The sequence below is a fragment of the Rhizobium phaseoli genome (genome assembly GCF_010668805.1).
Lineage (GTDB): Bacteria > Pseudomonadota > Alphaproteobacteria > Rhizobiales > Rhizobiaceae > Rhizobium > Rhizobium phaseoli_A.
The window spans coordinates 273,896-293,314 of the sequence record NZ_WUFT01000003.1; the positions used below are offsets into that span (position 1 = coordinate 273,896).

20 protein-coding genes are annotated in these 19,419 nt (G+C 61.2%); 12 read left to right on the top strand and 8 right to left on the bottom strand.

Translation table 11 applies throughout. The annotated features are described in order from the left end of the window. Positions 1 to 19: 19 nt before the first annotated feature. Positions 20 to 763 carry a ribonuclease activity regulator RraA gene (locus GR197_RS06425; protein WP_164007712.1) on the top strand — a complete coding sequence of 248 codons (744 nt, stop codon included), beginning with the start codon at positions 20 to 22 and terminating at the stop codon, positions 761 to 763. A 65-nt stretch (positions 764 to 828) separates the two neighbouring features. Next, positions 829 to 1,329, top strand: a complete 501-nt coding sequence (locus tag GR197_RS06430) for a cytochrome b (RefSeq protein WP_164007976.1) — start codon at positions 829 to 831, stop codon at positions 1,327 to 1,329. A 13-nt stretch (positions 1,330 to 1,342) separates the two neighbouring features. Here GR197_RS06430 and GR197_RS06435 read toward each other — a convergent pair whose 3' ends face one another. Together GR197_RS06435 and GR197_RS06440 are read right to left on the bottom strand one after the other, a co-directional pair. Continuing rightward, on the bottom strand, positions 1,343 to 2,416 hold the full coding sequence (locus GR197_RS06435; protein WP_164007713.1) for a TraB/GumN family protein: 1,074 nt from the start codon (positions 2,414 to 2,416) through the stop codon (positions 1,343 to 1,345). Between the two features lie 116 nt (positions 2,417 to 2,532). Next, positions 2,533 to 3,489 carry a tyrosine-type recombinase/integrase gene (locus GR197_RS06440; protein WP_164007716.1) on the bottom strand — a complete coding sequence of 319 codons (957 nt, stop codon included), beginning with the start codon at positions 3,487 to 3,489 and terminating at the stop codon, positions 2,533 to 2,535. A gap of 139 nt (positions 3,490 to 3,628) precedes the next feature. On the opposite strand from GR197_RS06440, the gene GR197_RS06445 reads away from it, so the two are divergent. Together GR197_RS06445 and GR197_RS06450 are read left to right on the top strand one after the other, a co-directional pair. Then, positions 3,629 to 4,579 (top strand): GNAT family N-acetyltransferase, encoded by a 951-nt coding sequence (locus GR197_RS06445; protein WP_164007717.1) that lies wholly within the window; start codon positions 3,629 to 3,631, stop codon positions 4,577 to 4,579. A 12-nt stretch (positions 4,580 to 4,591) separates the two neighbouring features. Further along, entirely contained in the window at positions 4,592 to 5,074 is a 483-nt protein-coding gene (locus tag GR197_RS06450) for a GNAT family N-acetyltransferase (protein ID WP_164007718.1), read from the top strand. Positions 5,075 to 5,077: 3 nt separating this feature from the next. On the opposite strand, the gene GR197_RS06455 is transcribed toward GR197_RS06450, so the two are convergent. Next, positions 5,078 to 6,010 carry a dihydrodipicolinate synthase family protein gene (locus GR197_RS06455; RefSeq protein WP_164007720.1) on the bottom strand — a complete coding sequence of 311 codons (933 nt, stop codon included), beginning with the start codon at positions 6,008 to 6,010 and terminating at the stop codon, positions 5,078 to 5,080. 209 nt (positions 6,011 to 6,219) lie between these two features. Here GR197_RS06455 and GR197_RS06460 point away from each other — a divergent pair, with 209 nt between their 5' ends. From GR197_RS06460 to GR197_RS06495, 8 genes are all read left to right on the top strand, one after another. After that, a complete protein-coding gene (locus GR197_RS06460) occupies positions 6,220 to 8,436 on the top strand; it encodes a primosomal protein N' (RefSeq protein ID WP_164007724.1) in 2,217 nt (738 codons plus the stop codon). 77 nt (positions 8,437 to 8,513) lie between these two features. After that, a complete protein-coding gene (locus GR197_RS06465; protein ID WP_164007726.1) occupies positions 8,514 to 8,903 on the top strand; it encodes a DUF4345 family protein in 390 nt (129 codons plus the stop codon). Between the two features lie 255 nt (positions 8,904 to 9,158). Next, the gene (locus GR197_RS06470) at positions 9,159 to 9,725 is read left to right on the top strand and encodes a F0F1 ATP synthase subunit delta (protein WP_348643248.1); all 567 of its coding nucleotides are present in this window, start codon (positions 9,159 to 9,161) and stop codon (positions 9,723 to 9,725) included. Beyond that, complete coding sequence (atpA, locus tag GR197_RS06475; RefSeq protein ID WP_164007728.1) at positions 9,725 to 11,254, top strand: F0F1 ATP synthase subunit alpha; 1,530 nt, start codon at positions 9,725 to 9,727, stop codon at positions 11,252 to 11,254. Before GR197_RS06470 ends, atpA begins: the two co-directional genes overlap by 1 nt. Before the next feature lie 28 nt (positions 11,255 to 11,282). Further along, positions 11,283 to 12,167, top strand: a complete 885-nt coding sequence (locus tag GR197_RS06480; protein ID WP_164007730.1) for a F0F1 ATP synthase subunit gamma — start codon at positions 11,283 to 11,285, stop codon at positions 12,165 to 12,167. Positions 12,168 to 12,190: 23 nt separating this feature from the next. Continuing rightward, positions 12,191 to 13,627: a F0F1 ATP synthase subunit beta gene (gene atpD, locus GR197_RS06485; RefSeq protein WP_164007732.1), complete on the top strand. Its 1,437-nt coding sequence runs from the start codon at positions 12,191 to 12,193 to the stop codon at positions 13,625 to 13,627. Beyond that, the gene (locus GR197_RS06490) at positions 13,627 to 13,866 is read left to right on the top strand and encodes a hypothetical protein (protein ID WP_164007734.1); all 240 of its coding nucleotides are present in this window, start codon (positions 13,627 to 13,629) and stop codon (positions 13,864 to 13,866) included. Before atpD ends, GR197_RS06490 begins: the two co-directional genes overlap by 1 nt. Continuing rightward, entirely contained in the window at positions 13,866 to 14,273 is a 408-nt protein-coding gene (locus GR197_RS06495) for a F0F1 ATP synthase subunit epsilon (protein WP_007632587.1), read from the top strand. The genes GR197_RS06490 and GR197_RS06495 overlap by 1 nt, the downstream gene beginning before the upstream one ends. 151 nt (positions 14,274 to 14,424) lie before the next feature. Here GR197_RS06495 and GR197_RS06500 read toward each other — a convergent pair whose 3' ends face one another. From GR197_RS06500 to GR197_RS06520, 5 genes are all read right to left on the bottom strand, one after another. Then, entirely contained in the window at positions 14,425 to 15,162 is a 738-nt protein-coding gene (locus GR197_RS06500; protein WP_164007735.1) for a sugar transferase, read from the bottom strand. A 167-nt stretch (positions 15,163 to 15,329) separates the two neighbouring features. After that, the gene (locus GR197_RS06505; RefSeq protein ID WP_164007737.1) at positions 15,330 to 16,550 is read right to left on the bottom strand and encodes an acyltransferase family protein; all 1,221 of its coding nucleotides are present in this window, start codon (positions 16,548 to 16,550) and stop codon (positions 15,330 to 15,332) included. Positions 16,551 to 16,710: 160 nt separating this feature from the next. Further along, positions 16,711 to 17,721, bottom strand: coding sequence for an ABC transporter substrate-binding protein (locus tag GR197_RS06510; protein ID WP_164007739.1), 1,011 nt, complete (start codon positions 17,719 to 17,721; stop codon positions 16,711 to 16,713). A gap of 68 nt (positions 17,722 to 17,789) precedes the next feature. Further along, the gene (locus GR197_RS06515; RefSeq protein WP_164007741.1) at positions 17,790 to 18,602 is read right to left on the bottom strand and encodes an ABC transporter ATP-binding protein; all 813 of its coding nucleotides are present in this window, start codon (positions 18,600 to 18,602) and stop codon (positions 17,790 to 17,792) included. Beyond that, a complete protein-coding gene (locus GR197_RS06520; RefSeq protein ID WP_164007743.1) occupies positions 18,599 to 19,405 on the bottom strand; it encodes an ABC transporter permease in 807 nt (268 codons plus the stop codon). The genes GR197_RS06515 and GR197_RS06520 overlap by 4 nt, the downstream gene beginning before the upstream one ends. Between the last annotated feature and the right edge of the window lie 14 nt (positions 19,406 to 19,419).

Consider the following 19,419-nt stretch of genomic DNA (forward strand, 5'->3'; position numbering starts at 1 on the left):
TCATCCACCGGAGCCTAAAATGACTGATAAGCATGACATTCCGCGACCGCCCAAAGAGCTGATCGACGCCCTGAAGGAAATCGGCGCCGCGACGGTTGCCGGCACGCTTGGCCACATGGGCTTCCGCAATCCGCATATGGTCGGTCCCGTGCCGCAGAATCGCGGGAAGTCGATCGTCGGGCCGGCCCTGACGCTGCAATTCATGCCGCAGCGGCCGGACCTTTTCACCGAGGGAGAATATGCAGATCCGGAGACGCAGTTGCACCGCCATGTGCTTTATCAGGTGCAGGAGGGCGATGTGGTCGTAGTCGACGCGCGCGGCGACATGAGCTCGGGCGTCTTCGGCGATATGATGTCGACCTATTTCAAAGGCAAAGGCGGCGCCGGCATCGTGATCGATGGGTGCATGCGCGATCGGCCCAATGTCGAAAAGCTGGATCTCCCTCTATGGCTGCGCGGCTGGACGCCCAACTATCATGTGCAGACCGGCATCTATCCCAACGCCGTCAACGTTCCGATTGCCTGCGGCGGTGTCACGGTCATCCCCGGGGACATTATCGTCGCCGACGATGATGGGGTGGTGATGCTTCCAGTCGCGATGGCCGCCAAGGTCATCGAAGAATCGCAAAAGCATCACGATTGGGAGGAGTTCTCGCGAGTGAAGCTTATGGAAGGCGGGTCGTTGCAGCGCTACTATCCGCTGCATGACGACGCCCGCGGAGAGTACGAAGAGTGGCGCAAAACAAACCACTTGGGAACTTAGCCATGGATTACCCTTAGTCTAGTGTTGTAAATCGCAGAGATACACATTTGACGAAGGTCGAGAAAATGCAGCAGCCGTCCACCATGGCTTACAGTCTCAACCAACGTTTCCTGCATTGGGCGATCGCGCTGCTGATCTTCTTCAATCTGCTGTTTCCCGACGGCATGAATGTCTGGCATCGGCTGATGCGTAGAGGCGAAGTGCCGACGCCGGAGCAGGTTGCGTCGGCGAATATCCATGCCTATGTCGGCATCGCCATCCTGTTGCTTGCGGTCGTCCGGCTCGGGCTGCGTTTTACCAAAGGCGTGCCGGCCGAGGTGGCGGAGGAGCCGGCGATCTTCCGTCTTGCGGCGAAGCTTGCCCATGCCGGTCTGTACATTCTGATCTTCGCCATGCCGCTTACGGGCATCGCCGCTTACTATTTCGGCATCAATCCCGCTGGGTCGTTCCACGCGGATATCCTGAAGATCATTCTCTGGGCGCTGATCGCGGCGCATGTCGCCGGCGCGCTCGTCCATCAGTTCTATTGGAAAACCAATGTGCTGCGGCGGATGACGCTCGGCTGAGCGCCTGGTCGGTTCAGTTCACCGCCGTCACCGTAAAACCCTGCTGGCGCAGCAGTTCGATGACGCCGGCCTTGCCGGGCAGGTGCAGGGCGCCGACCGCCATGAAGACGTTGCCACTGTCGAGAATGGGGGCGGCGCGCTCGGCCATCACCTTGTTGCGGTCGAGGATGACGCGCTGTTCGAAGGCGGCGTAGTCGTTATCTTCGCCTTCCGTCTGCGGCGTCACGGTCTTCAGCATCGGCATGGTCAGGCCGATATCGCCGGAGAGATAGAGGTCGGTCATCGTCTCGACGACATCGCTCATTTTGTCGCCGAGCTCCAGCGTCTCGATCAGCGATTTCAGATGGAATTCGATCGGCAGGTCGGCCATGGCCTGGATCTGTTCACCAAGGGTTTCCAGCCCCTTGACCTGCTTTCCCTGAGCAACGGCGTCGGTGGCGATCTTCTGGTCGAGAAATTGTACGCCTTTGGACTTGCGGGCGATCTCGCAGGCCGGCAGGGCGACCGCGCTGGAAATCATCCAGGGCCGCATGCGGGAAACCGCACTGAGCGGAATGCCGCGCTGCTTCAAGCCGGCCTCGAGGCGCTTGTAGTCTTCGGGGGAGAGCAGCTTGTCGATCGTCGTGCCGTCGGTGAACATCGTCAACTCCGGCTTTGCGAGCAGGGCGGCGGTCGCCTTGCGCTCGTCGAGGATTTCGTCGGATTCGATGATGATCGTATTGGCCGCGTCGTGGGCTGCCTGGGCGCGTGGCGGCAGGGCCAGCACACGCGGGTCGGTGACGTGCATGCTGCCGAGCAGCCATGAGGGTGCAAGTCCGGGCTTTTCGATCTTCCAGAAGATGCCCTTGCCGTTCGGCGTTGCATCGGCTTCCTTCAGTGCCTCGGCATAGCGGGCCGGGTCGTTCTGCTGCAGCTCGACCATCAGGTTGCGGCCCGTGCAGGTGCTGTCCTCGGCGGCAGCCGACCTTGCGGCCAGGAAGGCCACAAACAGGGCTGCAAGAAGCAGCATGTGAAAGGCCGCAATCAGCCAGAGCAGCAGATTGCCGGGTGCTGCGAGAAAAGTCCGGCGGCCGATCGATGTCGTCATGATGATTGTTCCGGTCACATGCCTAGTGGCTTCATGCTCTACGCCCGGCTTGCGCATATTCCTTTAAGAGAATGCGTTAACGAAAGCTTAGGGTCTTTCTTGCTCCGGCAGAATGTTCAATCTGACCAGAAAAGGGTCAAAGCGCGCGGGTGCGCCCGATCATACACCTCGAGCAGCCGCGACGCATCGACGCCGGTATAGACCTGCGTTGTCGAAAGGCTGGCGTGGCCAAGCAGTTCCTGGATGGTGCGCAGGTCGCCGCCGCCGGCAAGCAGGTGGGTGGCGAAGGAGTGGCGCAACGCATGGGGTGTCGCGGTCTCCGGCAGGCCGAAGGCACTGCGCAGCTTCTGCATGGCGCGCTGGATGATCGCCGGCTGCAGCTTGCCGCCGCGGGCGCCGCGAAAAAGCGGCTCGCCGGGTTCGAGGTGATAGGGGCAGAGCGTGCGGTATTTCTCGACGGAGTCGAAAACCACCGACAGCAGTGGCACCAGCCGCGTCTTGTTGCCCTTGCCGGTGATGCGCAGCGCCGTGGCGCCCTTTTGCAGGTCTGAGGGAACGAGACCCAGCGCTTCGGAGATGCGCAGGCCGCAGCCGTAGAGCAGCGTCATGACGGCCGCATCGCGGGCGGCGATCCAGGGTTCGTCATGGAGCTGGGCTTCGTTGCTGACGACGGTGATCGCCTGCGTGTCCGATAGCGGCTTGGGCAACGATTTCGGCTGTTTCGGCGAGCGTATCGCGCCGGCGCCGGCGGCATTGACCAGGCCTTTCTTTTCCAGGTGGCGCAGCAGCGAACGAAGGCCGGCGAGATTGCGGCCGAGCGAGCGGGCGCCGGAGCCCTGCTTGCGCCTGGCTGCGAGAAAGGCGCGGAAATCGGCAGGGCGCAATTCCCTGATATCGCCAAGCGTCGCTGGGCCGGCGAGGTGGCCGGTCAGGAAGGTCAGGAACTGGCGGGTGTCGCGCTCATAGGCATCGAGCGTGTGCTCGGAAAGACGGCGCTCGCCGGCGAGATTTTCAAGCCACGCGGCCCGTTCCGCCATCAGGCGTGGATCGGCGATAACAAGCAGTTCATTCACATCGCTGGCCTTGAATTTGCCTTCAAGTCCGCCAATTTGGAGCAGGAACGGTTATGGAATTGCTAATGCCGGCCAAACCTTTGTCATCCCTAGATCATATTCTACTGCGATAGCTTTATACCCATAGACAGGATCTTTCATGGCACGGCGCGATTCCATGACGGCTTTCGGACAGCTCGCGGAAGCGATCGCTCTCGTTTCACAGGGAAAGCCCGGTCATATCGTCGATACGCTGATCGCCGAACGCGGCCAGAGGATCGTGAAAAATCCGCTCTGGCCGGTCATGCGGCCGTTTCTCTATACGTTGCTGCGCTACAACAAGGCGATCGAATTCGCCAATGCCGTCGCCAAGATGCCGGGTTTCCAGTCGTTCGAATATCTGAGCGACGTGCTGAAACTCGATATCGGCATCACCAACGGCGAACGCATTCCCGATACCGGCGGCTTCATTCTGGTCAGCAACCATCCCACAGGAATCGCCGATGGTGTCGCCGTATTCGATCTTCTGAAGACGCGCCGGCCGGATATGATGTTCTTCGCCAATCGCGATGCGATCCGTGTCAATCCGCGGTTTGCCGAGATGATCATCCCCGTTGAATGGCGGGAGGAACACAAGAGCAAGCTCAAGGCGCGCGAGACGCTGCAATTGACCAACCATGCGGTCAGGGAAGGCAAGGCGACCGTGCTCTTTCCCTCAGGCCGCATCGCTTATTGGGCGAACGGCCGGCTGAACGAACGCCCATGGAAGACGTCGGCGGTCGGGCTGGCGCGCAAATACAATCTGCCGATCCTTCCCGTCCATATGACGGCGCGCAATTCCGGCCTGTTCTACTGGCTGGCGAAGTGGTCGACCGAGCTCCGCGACATGACGGTGTTCCACGAATTGTTGAACAAACGCGGCGACCGCTTCGATTTCGTCATCGGAAACCTCATTCCGGCCGAACATCTGGACGGCGACCTCAACGACGTGACCAAGGCGCTGGAGAAACATACGGTGCACGACATGGCAGCCAATGGCGACGCGACTTTCGTGCCGGTCAGCCTTCCAGCTGCGGCGATGCCACGCGAGCTTGCCGTTCCTGCGGTCTAAATAGGTTTTGCCATGTTGGCCGACATCCGCGTGATCCGCGATCGATTGCCGCGGGAGATCGCCGACCTCGAAAGCGAGGCCCGGCGGGAGGGCCATTTCCATATCACCCGCCTTATCGACGAATGGTCGGCCGGCGACCTCAGGTTCGAGCGTCATGGCGAAATTCTGCTCGGCGCCTATGTCGGGGAGGCGCTCGCCGGCATCGGGGGTGTGACCGTCGAACCCGCCCTATCCCAAGCATTGCGGATGCGGCGCTTCTACGTCAGTCCCGAGATGCGCCGGCACGGCATCGGCCGGCTGCTGGCTCTGGCGCTGCTCAATCATACGCGGGATTTCTGCAGTGTCGTCACCGTTCATCCGGGCAATCCCGGCGCAGCCAAATTCTGGGAGGCTCTCGGGTTTCGACCTCACGCGCCGGACGGCGATACACTTTGTCTCGAAATTGCCCGCATTCCCTCTGGTCGGGCTGTTTCAGGCTCGCTCTCCACGTTTTAAGCTTCAGGCCCCGATCTCTTTGAGACGAATGGCCTGACGCGCCAGCAGCCGCTCGACATCGGCAATATCGAGCGCCGAAAGCTTGGCGCCCGGCTTGCGCAGGGTGGCGGATTTGATGACGCCGCGCTTGGCAAGAACGTATTTGCGGGAGGCAAGCCCGATGCCCTGCTGCTGTTCGTAGCGGGCAAGCGGCAGATAGGCGTCGAAGATCGCGTGGGCGCGATCGGGATTTCCGGCTGCATGGGCCGCGACGACGCCGACCATCATCTCAGGATAACAAAAGCCGGTCATGGCGCCATCGGCGCCCCGGCCCATCTCTTCGGGCAGGAAAAGCCCGCCATTGCCGCAAAGGATGGAGATGCGCCGCATGGTGCCCTTGTCGCTGGCAGTGCGAAGCGCGGTGATTTTTGCAAGGCCCGGCCAATCCTCATGTTTGAGCATGACGCAATTTTGCACCTCGTTGACGATGCGCTCGATAACCTTGGGCGCAATCGTCACATTGGTGGTGAGCGGATAATCCTGCAGCACGAAGGGTGTCTCGCCCAAGGCTTCGCCGACTGATTGGTAGAAGGCGAAAGCCTGGTCGTCGGTCTTGACGGTCCAGGGCGGCGCGACCATGACGCCGGCAGTACCCTCGCCCATGACGGTTTCGGCAAGTTCGCGCATCGGCGCAAGCCCCGGCGCCGACACGCCGACGACCACCGGCAGACGTCCGTCGAGGCGCTTCAGCACACGCTCGACGACGGTCCGCGATTCCTCGGCGGTCAGCTTCGGGGCCTCGCCGAGTTGCCCAAGCAGCGTCAGGCCGGTGACGCCGGCGCCCTCGTAGAAATCGACCATGCTGTCGATACTGGCGAGATCGAGCGCGCCGTCATCGGTGAACGGGGTTACGGCGATCACGTAGACGCCCTTGGCATCTTCGGTCAGTCTGGCCATTGGTGCTCTCCAATTCAGCGGCCGAAGAACAGCGCTTCGGCATTTCGAACAAAAATCTTTCGGCAATGTATGCGGCCAATCGCTCGCCCGGCAACCTGTTCGTATGGGATGGGCGATCTCGCGGAATCTTCCTGCGCCGGATTCCGCGCCCGATGTGCGTCCCGTCTTTACGGTTCCAATTGCATCGATTTGCGGGCATGGTCCGCCCGATGAGCACAGATTCGTCCGATCTTTTTGGCGCGCTTTTCGAGGCACCGCCCGCGAACCGAACGGTTCCCGTGCTGGTGCCGATGCCGGCGCCAAAACCCTATTCCTATTCGGTGCCGGATGGCATGGCGGTCGAGCCCGGCTCGGTCGTGCAGGTGCCGCTCGGGCCGCGGAAAGTCATCGGCGTCGTCTGGGACGGCGGCGAGGATGGGGTCGATCCGAAGAAGCTCCGGCCGATCAGCCATGTCTTCGACTGCCCGCCGCTTTCCCGGGAGATGCGGGAATTCGTCGATTGGGTCGCTACCTATACGCTCTCGCCGCCTGGCCTCGTCGCCCGCATGGCGCTCAGGGCGCCAAATGCCTTCGAGCCGGAGCCGATGGTGGAGGGGCTGAAACTCGTCGGCGGCGAACCGGAGCGGATGACGCCCGCGCGCGCCCGGGTGCTCGATACGGCCTCCGACTGCTTGTCCTGGACCCGCAGCGGCCTTGCGCATGCGGCGGGTGTGTCGACCAGCGTCGTCGACGGGCTGATCAGGCTTGGCATTTTTGAGACGATATTCCTGCCGCCGCCGCCGGTGGTGGCGATGCCGGACCCGGATTTTGCCGCCGCACGCCTCGAAGGGCCGCAGAAGGCGGCGGCCGAAGAGATCGTTTCCGACGTCCGCAAGGGCGAGTTCTCGGTGTCGCTGATCGACGGGGTGACCGGCTCCGGCAAGACCGAGGTCTATTTCGAGGCGATTGCCGAGACGCTGAAACGCGGCAAACAGGTGCTGATCCTGCTGCCGGAGATCGCGTTGACGGCAAGTTTCATGGAGCGTTTTCAGGATCGCTTCGGGGCGAAACCGGCCGAATGGCATTCCGATCTCGCACCTCGCATGCGCGAAAAGGTCTGGCGCCAGGCGGTGACCGGCGAGGTCCGCGTCGTCGCCGGCGCCCGCTCGGCGCTGTTCCTGCCGTTCGAGGATCTCGGCCTGATCATCGTCGACGAGGAGCACGATCCTGCCTACAAACAGGAGGACCGCGTCTTCTATAATGCCCGTGATATGGCCGTGGTGCGCGGCCGCATCGGCGATTTTCCGGTCATTCTGGTGTCGGCGACGCCGTCGGTCGAAAGCCAGGTCAACGGGCAGAGCGGACGTTACAGCACCGTTCACCTGCCGACGCGTTTCGGCGATGCGGCGCTGCCGGACCTGCATCTGGTCGACATGCGCCGGCACGCGCCGGAACGCGGCGGCTTCCTGTCGCCGGTGCTGATCCGGGCGATCGGCAAGACGGTGGAGAAACGCGAGCAGGCGCTGCTCTTTCTCAATCGGCGCGGTTATGCGCCGCTGACGCTCTGCCGGGTCTGCGGCCATCGCTTCCAATGCCCGCAATGTTCGAGCTGGCTGGTCGAGCATCGCTTCCGCAAGCAGCTGCAATGCCATCAATGCGGCCATGCCGAACGCACACCGGAGGCGTGCCCGGAATGCGGCACGCTCGACCATCTCGTCGCCTGCGGGCCAGGCGTCGAGCGCATTGCCGAGGAGGTGGAACGGCATTTCCCGCAGGCACGAACGATCGTTCTCTCCTCGGATATCATGGGCGGGGTAAAGCGGCTGCGGCTGGAGCTGGAGGCGATCGCCAAGGGGGAGGCCGATATCGTCATCGGCACCCAGCTCGTCGCCAAGGGCCATAATTTTCCGCTGATGACGCTGGTCGGCATTATCGATGCCGATCTCGGCCTGGCCAATGGCGACCCGCGCGCCGCCGAGCGCACCTTTCAGCTTTTGTCGCAGGTGACCGGCCGGGCCGGGCGCACCGGCCTCAAGAGCCATGGGCTGCTGCAGACTTATCAGCCGCAACACCCCGTCATGCAGGCGATCGTCTCAGGTGATTCCGACGCCTTCTATGAGCGCGAGATCACCGAACGCGAACGCGCGATATTGCCGCCCTTCGGCAGGCTTGCCTCGATCATCGTTTCGGCCGAGACCCGCCACGATGCCGAAAACCATGCGCGCGGCATGCGCAACGCAGCGCCGCAGGTTTCAGGCATTTCGGTGCTTGGCCCCGCCGAAGCGCCGCTGGCGCTGGTGCGCGGCCGCCACCGCTTTCGCCTGCTGGTGCACGGCCGGCGCAACTCGGACATGCAGGGTTTTTTGCGGGCGATGCTGTCGCAATCGCCGAAGGAGCGCGGATCGGTACAGGTGCAGCTCGACATCGATCCGCAGAGTTTCCTATAAATCATAACGCCGCCATTTCCTCCTTTTCCGGCCCATGTCATAAAACACTGATTCTTCCGGGTGATTTGGGGCGACGCATGGAATTCTATTTTCCGACCGAACTCGGCGAGCAGCTGGCGTTCTGCTCCGCCGCTTTCACGGCGCTCGCCGGCTTCATCATGATGTTTGCGCCAGGCCCAACTTTCCGTCTTCTCGGCCTGCAGGCGCAGGAGGGGCGGCCGGAAGGATATGGCGAGGGACGCTCGATGGGCGGTTTCTATCTCGGCTTCGGCCTGTCGGCGATCATGCTCGCCCAGGACTGGGTTTACATGGCGCTCGGCGCCTCCTTTGCGATGGCGGCCTTTGCCCGTATCATCTCCATCCTGTCCGATAAGGGGAGTAATCTCGTCAACTATTTACTCCTGGTTGTGCAGATTGTCTTGGCCGCGCTGCCGCTGCTCTATGTTTTCGGCTTCACCCAGACGTGAATCTCGCGGCCGGCGGCCGGCTTTCCTGGCCAGCTCTCAGGCCGTTGCGCGATTTTGCGGACAGAAATTCATGTGAAAGGCGTATTCGGGCATTACGCGTGTTGCGAGTCCGAACATCCTATGTTAGACGGACCCCGAATTTCGGAAGAAGCAAGAGGCTTCTCTTGTGATTTCTGGGGGAAATCAAAACGAATTCAAGATCATAGGTTCGGCGCCCGCCGAGAGCCGGATTTTGGGTTGAAATCAGGGAAATTTGTGCCAGTGGCAGACACGTCCCAGCTTACATCTGGTGTTGCCGAACGCTATGCCTCATCGCTTTTCGATCTGGCGCTTGAGCAGGGCGCCGTCGACGGCGTCACCGCCGATCTTGACCGTTTCCAGGCGATGCTGGATGAGAGCGCCGACCTGAAGCGTTTCGTCGCAAGCCCGGTTTTCTCTGCCGAAGACCAGCTGAAGGCGATTGCCGCCATCAGCGAGAAGGCCGGAATCAGCGGTTTCTTCGCCAATTTCCTGAAGGTCGTGGCGCGCAACCGCCGCCTGTTTGCCCTGCCGGGCATGATCAGAGCCTTCCGCATCATCGCCGCGAACCATCGCGGTGAAATCTCCGCCGAGGTCACCTCGGCACATGCGCTTTCGCAAGCGCAGGAAACTGAATTGAAGGTGGCACTCAAGAGCGTTACCGGCAAAGACGTGACGATTGCCGTCACGGTTGATCCGTCAATTCTTGGTGGTCTGATCGTCAAGGTCGGGTCCCGCCAGATTGATACGTCTCTTCGTACCAAACTCTCCACTCTTAAGCTCGCATTGAAAGAGGTTGGCTGATGGATATCCGCGCCGCGGAAATTTCCGCAATTCTCAAAGACCAGATCAAAAATTTCGGCAAAGAGGCAGAAGTCTCGGAAGTCGGCCAGGTTCTCTCCGTCGGTGACGGTATCGCCCGCGTCTACGGTCTGGACAATGTCCAGGCAGGTGAAATGGTCGAGTTCCCCGGCGGCATCCGCGGCATGGCTTTGAACCTCGAATCCGACAATGTCGGCGTCGTCATCTTCGGCTCCGACCGTGACATCAAAGAAGGCGACACCGTCAAGCGGACTGGCGCCATCGTCGACGTTCCGGTCGGTCCGGAATTGCTCGGCCGCGTCGTCGACGCGCTCGGCAACCCGATCGACGGCAAGGGCCCGATCAATGCGACGCGCCGCTCGCGCGTCGACATCAAGGCTCCCGGCATCATTCCGCGCAAGTCGGTTCATGAGCCGATGTCGACCGGCCTCAAGGCCATCGATGCGCTGATCCCGGTCGGCCGCGGCCAGCGCGAGCTGGTTATCGGCGACCGTCAGACCGGCAAGACCGCGATCCTTCTCGACGCCTTCCTCAACCAGAAGGCCATTCACGAGAACGGCCCGGAAGGCGAGAAGCTTTACTGCGTCTACGTTGCCATCGGCCAGAAGCGCTCGACCGTCGCTCAGTTCGTCAAGGTGCTCGAAGAGCGCGGCGCGCTGAAGTATTCGATCATCGTCGCGGCGACCGCTTCCGATCCGGCTCCGATGCAGTATCTGGCTCCGTTTGCCGGCTGCGCCATGGGCGAATATTTCCGCGACAACGGCATGCATGCGCTGATCGGTTACGATGACCTGTCCAAGCAGGCCGTTTCCTACCGCCAGATGTCGCTGCTGCTGCGCCGCCCGCCGGGCCGCGAAGCCTATCCGGGCGACGTTTTCTACCTGCATTCGCGCCTGCTCGAGCGCGCTGCGAAGATGAACGACGACCAGGGCGCCGGTTCGCTGACCGCTCTTCCGGTCATCGAAACGCAGGGCAACGACGTGTCGGCCTTCATTCCGACCAACGTGATCTCGATCACCGACGGCCAGATCTTCCTTGAAACAGACCTGTTCTACCAGGGTATCCGCCCGGCGGTGAACGTCGGTCTGTCGGTTTCCCGCGTTGGTTCCGCAGCCCAGATCAAGGCGATGAAGCAGGTTGCCGGCTCGATCAAGGGTGAACTCGCCCAGTATCGCGAAATGGCTGCCTTTGCCCAGTTCGGTTCGGACCTCGACGCTTCGACGCAGCGCCTGTTGAACCGCGGTGCACGCCTGACCGAACTCCTGAAGCAGCCGCAGTTCTCGCCGCTGAAGACGGAAGAACAGGTCGCGGTGATTTTTGCCGGCGTCAATGGCTATCTCGACAAGCTGCCGGTCGCATCGGTCGGTAAGTTCGAGCAGGGCTTCCTCTCCTATCTGCGTTCGGAAGGCTCCGCCATCCTCGACGCGATCCGCACGGAAAAGGCAATCAGCGACGATACCAGGGGCAAGCTCACCGCTGCTCTCGATACCTTCGCAAAGTCTTTCGCGTAATCAGGCCCTAAGTTAGGACGGATCACGGATGCCTTCACTTAAGGATCTGAAAAACCGGATCGCCTCCGTCAAGGCGACGCAGAAGATCACCAAGGCGATGAAAATGGTCGCCGCGGCGAAGCTTCGGCGTGCGCAGGAGGCGGCCGAGGCCGCCCGGCCCTATTCGCAGCGCATGGGTGCGGTTCTGGCGAACATCGCCAAGGCCGTCACCGATGCGGATGGCGCGCCGATGCTGATGACCGGCACCGGCAAGGACCAGGTTCATCTGCTGGTTGTCTGCACGGCCGAACGCGGTCTTTGCGGCGGCTTCAACTCGCAGATCGCGCGCTTTGCGCGTGACCATGTGCGCAAGCTGCTTGCCGAGGGCAAGACGGTGAAGATCTTCACCGTCGGCAAGAAGGGATACGACATCCTTCGCCGTGAATATGCTTCGTTGATCATCGAGCGCAAGGAATTGCGCGACGTCAAGCGCATCGGGTTCGAGAATGCGGATCAGCTCGGCAAGCGCATCACCGAGATGTACGAGGCCGGCGAATTCGACGTTTGCACGCTGTTCTATTCCGAGTTCAAGTCGGTGATCAGTCAGATCCCGACGGCGCAGCAGCTCATTCCGGCTTCGACCGGTGCGGCGCAGAACGAAGATGCCGAGCATGCCGGCGCCGTCTACGAATATGAGCCGGATCCGGCATCGATCCTCGAGGATCTGATCCCGCGCAACATCTCCGTCCAGATCTTCCGCGCGCTCCTTGAGAATGTCGCAGGCGAGATGGGCGCTAAGATGAGCGCTATGGACAATGCGACGCGTAACGCCGGTGAGATGATCAACAAACTGACGCTGAGCTACAACCGCCAGCGTCAGGCGCAGATCACCAAGGAACTCATTGAAATCATTTCGGGCGCGGAAGCGCTCTGAGGCTAGGAAAAGAGGGTCAGAAAATGGCTGAGGCAGCTACCCCCAAGATCGGCTCTGTCGGCAGAGTCACACAGGTTATCGGCGCCGTCGTCGACGTTGCTTTCGAAGGCGAACTGCCGAAGATCCTGAACGCGCTGGAAACCACCAACAACGGCGTCCGTCTGGTTCTCGAAGTTGCACAGCACCTTGGCGAAAACGAAGTCCGTACCATCGCGATGGACTCAAGCGAAGGTCTCGTCCGCGGCCAGGTCGTCAGCGACACCGGTGCTCCGATCATGGTTCCGGTCGGCAACGAGACGCTCGGCCGCATCATGAACGTCATCGGTGAGCCGGTCGACGAAGCAGGCCCGCTGGTCACCGCGCACAAGCGCGCCATCCACCAGGATGCGCCGTCCTATGTCGAGCAGTCGACGGAAGCGCAGATCCTGGTCACCGGCATCAAGGTCGTCGACCTTCTCGCCCCTTACGCACGCGGCGGCAAGATCGGCCTCTTCGGCGGCGCCGGCGTCGGCAAGACCGTTTTGATCATGGAACTGATCAACAACGTCGCCAAGGCGCATGGTGGTTATTCGGTTTTTGCGGGCGTCGGTGAACGCACCCGCGAAGGCAACGACCTTTACCATGAAATGATCGAATCGAACGTCAACAAGCATGGCGGCGGCGAAGGCTCGAAGGCCGCGCTGGTTTACGGCCAGATGAACGAACCGCCGGGCGCCCGCGCCCGCGTCGCTCTGACCGGTCTGACGGTCGCCGAACACTTCCGCGACCAGGGCCAGGACGTTCTGTTCTTCGTCGACAACATCTTCCGCTTCACCCAGGCAGGTTCCGAAGTGTCGGCTCTGCTCGGCCGCATCCCGTCGGCCGTTGGATATCAGCCGACGCTTGCCACCGACATGGGCCAGATGCAGGAGCGCATCACCACGACGACAACCGGCTCGATTACCTCCGTCCAGGCCATTTACGTTCCGGCCGACGACTTGACCGACCCGGCGCCGGCAACCTCGTTCGCGCATCTTGACGCGACGACGGTTCTGTCGCGCTCGATCGCTGAAAAGGGCATTTACCCGGCCGTCGATCCGCTCGACTCGACCTCGCGCATGCTAGACCCGCTGGTCGTCGGCGAAGAGCATTACGAAGTCGCCCGTAAGGTCCAGTCGACGCTGCAGCGTTACAAGGCCCTGCAGGACATCATCGCCATCCTGGGCATGGACGAACTGTCCGAAGAGGACAAGATTGCTGTTGCTCGCGCCCGCAAGATCGAGCGCTTCCTGTCGCAGCCGTTCTTCGTCGCCGAAGTCTTCACCGGCTCGCCGGGCAAGCTGGTCGCTCTCGAAGACACGATCAAGGGCTTCAAGGGCCTGGTCAACGGTGAATACGATCACCTTCCGGAAGCTGCCTTCTACATGGTCGGCTCGATGGAAGAAGCGATCGAAAAGGCCAAGAAGCTCGCAGCTGCTTGATGAGCGACGCGCTAGACGAGATATTCTGCTGCGATTCCCTGAAGGGGGTCGTGGCGGATCTTCCGGAACCGGCAGCGCCGACTATCTATCGCGCAGATAATGGCGTGCTGATGATGGTGGTGGGGCTGGTTCAGAGCGAAGAAGGCCTCGGTTATCTCGACCAAGCGATAATGCACTGCCCGTTCTGCGGGACCCTATTGCAAGATGCGAAAGCCATAGCCGAGAAGGTAAGTCACTGATGGCTGACAATTTCAACTTTGAGCTCGTTTCGCCGGAGCGTCTGCTGCTGTCGGAGATGGTGACTGAGGTCGTCATTCCGGCAACCGAAGGCGAGATGACGGTTATGGCGCACCATGCGCCGACGATGACGACGGTCAAGCCTGGTGTCGTGAGCGTGCGTTCGGCTTCCGGCAAGAAGCAGGATTACGTCGTATTCGGCGGTTTTGCCGATATCCTGCCGACCGGCTGCACATTGCTTGCCGAATCCGCTGTTCCGGTTGAGGAACTGCACAAGGACGAGCTGACCCGTCGCATCGAGGCCGCCCGCACGGAACTCGAGAATACCGAGCTGCACGAGCATAAGTCGAAGCTCGAACATTTCATCATGGAACTGACGCATCTGAGCGGCGTCGTCCAGCAGGATTGATTACAATCGACTGCAACGATCAAAGGCGGCTGCAACAGCCGCCTTTTTTGTTGATTCATCTCCCAGGGATGGGGCAGACAGTATCCATCGGCGGCTTCAGAGGAAGACGGCGCGGCCGTTAATGGCCGCCTCGCCAACATGCCGGATCGTCTTAGTAGCCGGTGCCACCACGTAGCTCGATGACGAGCGTCTGCAAGAGAATCTTCACGTCGAGCAGCAGGCTGAAATGCCTGACATAGTAGATATCGCAGGCGATACGGGCGCGCGCTTGCAACGGCCGTGCCGTCGGGCCGCGCCAGCCGCGTGTCTGCGCCAGGCCGGTGATGCCGGGGCGCATGATGTGGCGTTGGTGGTAGTCCGGCACCAGCTCCTCATAGAGCCTGCCGGCTGCGCGCATATTGACCGCATGGCAGCGTGGACCGACCAGCGACATCTCGCCCAACAGGACATTGAAAAGCTGCGGCAGCTCGTCGATATTGGTCCTGCGAAGCACCGCGCCGATAGCTGTCATCCGGCTGTCGCCCTTGACGGTCTGCTGAATGCCGCTCGGATCACAAGCGTCGGTCCGCATCGAGCGGAACTTGAAGACCGTGATCTTCCGGCCGTTCAGCCCCCAGCGGATCTGGCGGAAAAATACCGGGCCGCCATCATCGAGTTTGATGAACAGAGCGATTGCCAGAAAAAACGGCGCCAGCACGATGAGGGCGCTGAGCGAGGCGGCGATATCGAACAGCCGCTTCATGCCCAGCCTCACGATCATCTTTCTTTTGACAGGGGGAAAGCTATCCGGCTGGCGAATGTTGGAGTTGGCGATAACCAGGGTCTTGGTTTTGTCCTGACGCTGAGACGGATCGAAGCGTGAATTCGTCTTCGAAGTAAAAGCATTCATAACGCAAGGTCCACAAGTTTAGATGCGATACTGAACTGAAGGGAGACAAATACATGCTCTTCTGTCGTTTGTCATCGGTCTAAATAACAAATTGCTAACCCGAATGAGGCCAAAAATGGGAGTATTTCCTTTTAAATTTAATGCCAGTAGTTGAGCTTGCTGGCGAATTATACTTTAAAAGGAGTAGCCCGATTGGATTGGGGGGATGTCAGGCGATTGCCGGTATCGATCGCCGGCCTTTCCAGCAAGTGGTAACTGAGGCTTGCGACCAGAAGCACGAGTGCTGCCGCCAGTCCACAAGATAGCAGCCAGCCGGTGACGACATTTTCTGATGAAGCCCCGAATGAGCCGGGGTTGAGCCTCTGGATCGAAATCAGGATGACTTCCTGCCAGATATAAATGCCGAAGGAGATCTTTGCGACGTAACGGACAGGGGCGTTGTCGAGCAGCCGGCCGAGGCGTTGCGAATGACAGAGCGAAACGAGCGCCGTTGCGATCGCCAGCGGGAAGACCGGGAAACCATAGGGAATCTCGAGCCAGCCGTAAGCTTCGGCGGAGCCGCCGGGCGATATGACGAGACGGTAGCCGGCAACGGCAAGAGCCAGCAGCGCTGCGGCATCGAACCAGGCGGAGGGCCTTCTTGAGAGCATGACTTCGACGCCGGCGGCAAGCGCGCCGAGCGCGAAGACGGCGAAGAAGCCGATCGGATTATATCGCGGCATCCACTCCTTTGCCCCGCCCTGGAGGCCGTATTGCCAGCCGCGTCCAATGTCGTCGAACGGAAAGACGGTGAGGATCAGCACATGGGCCAAGAGTACAGTTGCGATGACGCAGAGCCAGGCAAAGCGGGCAAGCAAGGGACGTTGTCTCAGGATGGACAAACGAAACAGCAGGAAGAAGCAGAGCGGCAGGAGGATATAGCTGGTGACCTCGAAGGGAATGGACCAGAGCGGCCCGTCGGCTTCGACAGGAAAAAATGTGCGCCAATGCCACTGGCTCATGAACAGCAGCCCGGAGAAGTAGCGGAAGGCGAGCTCCGGCGTCAGCGGCAGAGCAAGCAGCGTCAGGCTGAGGGTGAAGCTGACGGTTGCGGCCACCCAGAAGCCCGGAGCGATGCGCGCCGCCCTGCGGATTGTGTATTGGCGGAGGCTGGGCATGGTGCTGCCGTCGTCGAGCGCGCGCCAGAAGGGATGGGCAAGAAGAAAGCCGCTAAGCACGAAGAAGATGGCAACGCCGAAATTGCCGAAGCGCAGGATGTTTGCGATGGGTCCCAGTTCGTCGGGAATTCTGCGCATATCCAGCCGGAGCGCCAGATGGTGGGCGAGCACCAGCAGACAGGCCGCCGCGCGCAGAAAGTCCGCTCCGGCCAGTCTCTCCTGTTGGCGCATCTTGTCCCTCGCCTTACAGAGCCGCGCGCCTTCAGACGCGCGGCTCTGTAACACTTTGAATAACTGCATAATTTTTTCTTATATCGATTCCGATTTAAGAAATCATGCAGTGCCCAAGGGCTTTTCCGCGGAAAACCGCGATGGGCAAGGCCGGAATGGCTCAGGCCAGCAGTTCGTTGGTGTAATAGGCGGAAAAGTCCGGCTTCTCCTTGAGTGCGGCGCCATTCGCGTCGACCAGGATGCCGTTCTCGACCAGGAAGCCACCAATGGCATCGGCCTTTGCCGGGTCGAGGGTGCCGATCACGCCGGCTTCGGACTTCAGGAAGTGTCCGTCGATCAATGCCTTCTGCGAAGCCTTCACAAGGTCCGTGTTCATCAGGGCGCCGTTGCTTCCTGATATCAGCAGTTCGCAAGCTTCGTCGGGATGATCGACGGAATAGGCATAACCCTTTCGCGTTGCCTGAATGAAAGCGCGGGCATTTTCCGGACTTGCCGAGAGATAGGCGTCGCTGGAGACGATGACCGTCGTCTGCTCGTCGGGTACGCCATAATCGGCATAATGGAAGCGGCCGATCCTGCGTTTTTCCAGCTCGGCGGCGATGCCTTCCCAGGTGTAGATCTCCAGCGTGAAATCGATCGAGCCGTTGTCCAGCGCCTCGTAGGCGGAGGTGCCGAGCGTAACGGTCTTGACCTCGCCTTTGCCGCCATCGTTACGGATCATCGCGGAGATCAAAGCGCTCTCCCAGGTTCCACCGAAGCCGCCATAGGTCTTGCCGTCGAGATCCTTAGGGCTCTTGATGTCGTCGCGTCCGCCCTTGTAGATCAGGCGTGCTGTTTCGGTCTGGACGACGCCGTAGACCATCTTCACATCGCCGCCGGCGGCGCGCTGCATGAGGGCCTCGATCTCGCTGCTGATGCCGAAATCGGCGACGCCGTTCGACACCAGCGTTCCGGCGCTGGTGTCGGTGAAGGGAAGAATTTCGACATCGAGACCGGCGGCCTCGTAGAAGCCCTTCGCCTTGGCGACATAGATGCCGATATGGTTGGTGTTGGGCGTCCAATCGAGCGCCATGCGCACCTTTGCGGGCGCCGACTGGGCGAAGGCCGGGCGGCCGGCAAGGCTTGCGGCGATGGCGGCAAAGATCGTCTGGCGACGGGTGAGAAGCAGCATGGTGACCTCCTCAGGTCTCTAGAGCGTGATGCCGAAAAGTGTGAGCGGTTTTCTCATGACATCATGCTCTAACTCTTTAAATTAGAACGGGATTCAGATTTCAGGCCGACCGGCCTGAAATCATCCTTTTCCAGCGGATGAAGCAGTGTTTGCAGGATTTCGGTTTCGATCGCCTGGGCCGCCGGCGAGCCGAGATCGGCAATGCTTCTCGGGCGGGGCAGGGGAACGTGGAATTCGCGGATGATACGCGCCGGGCGGGCCGAAAGCACGTAGATCCGGTCGGAGAGGAACACCGCCTCGCGGACATCGTGGGTGATCAGCAGCGCCGTCCAGCGGTGTTCGGTCCACATGCCCTGCAGCCATTCCTGGATCTGCGTGCGCGTCAGCGCGTCGAGCGCGCCGAACGGCTCGTCGAGCAGCAGCATGTCCTGGGTCTGGACGACAGTGCGCAGCAGGGCGGCGCGCTGGCGCATGCCGCCGGATAGTTCGGATGGATAATGGTGCTCAAAACCGGCAAGGCCGAAGCGCTCAAACAGCGGCGCCACCGTGGCGCGGGCCGCGCGGCGGCTCATGCCGCGCACTTCAAGGCCAAGTGCGGCATTGTCGATGATCCGGCGCCAGGGCATCAGCGCATCGCGCTGCGGCATGAAGGCAAAGGAATGCGGCGCCTGTTCCAGCGGCGCGCCCTTGAAAAGCACGGAGCCGGAATCGGGGCGAAGCGCCTGCGTCAGCAATCGGAGCACCGTCGATTTTCCGGAGCCGGATGGGCCGACGATCGAAACGAACTCGCCGTTGGCGACCGTGAGCGAAATATCGCCCAGCACCTTCATGCCGTCGAACGACTTCGAGATGTTGCGCAGTTCGACCATCGTATCGCTCATCGCCGCGGCTCCTGCGACCGTTGCCAGGGCATGACAAGGCGCTCGATCAACAGCGTCAGTCCGAAGAGGCAGAGGGTGAGCACGGCGCTGATGACGACGGCGGCAAGCACGAGATCGGGGCGGAAATTATTCTTAGCGTTTAGGATATAGATGCCGAGGCCGCGGGCTGCGCCGGCATATTCGGCAAAGATCGCGCCGACGACGGCATAGGTGATCGAGATTCTGAGGCCGGCGAAAAAATACGGCAGCGCGGAGGGAAGACGTGCCAGGCGGAAAATCCGCCAGCGGCTGGCCTTCATCGAGTTCAGCAATTCGGCAATGTCGCGGTCGGTCGATTGATAGCCCTGCAGCAGGGCGACCAGCAGCGGAAAGAAGGTGACGAGCGCCACCAGCAGGATCTTCGGCAACAGGCCGAAACCGAACCAGAGGACGACAAGGGGTGCGATCGCCACCAGCGGCAGCGTCTGGCTGGCGATGAAAATCGGCAGCAATGCCCTGCGCATGAACGGCACGAAATCCATCAGGATCGAAGCGGCGAAGGCAAAGGCAAGCGACAGTGCGAAACCGCCGAGCGTCGCCCCCAGCGTCGGCCAGGTGTTTGATATCAGCGCCTCACGGTTCAGCCAGCCCTGGAAAACGATGCGCGAAGGCGCCGGCAGGATGGAAGGTTTGATGCCGGAAAGATCGACATAGAGTTCCCACGCCGCCAAAAAGGCGCAGCCCGCGAGAAAGGCGGGTATGCCCCGGTAGAGAGCGGCGCGGAGCGCGGCAAGGCGCGAATCCGATGGTTGTGGCGATGTCATCAGCGTTCGATTTC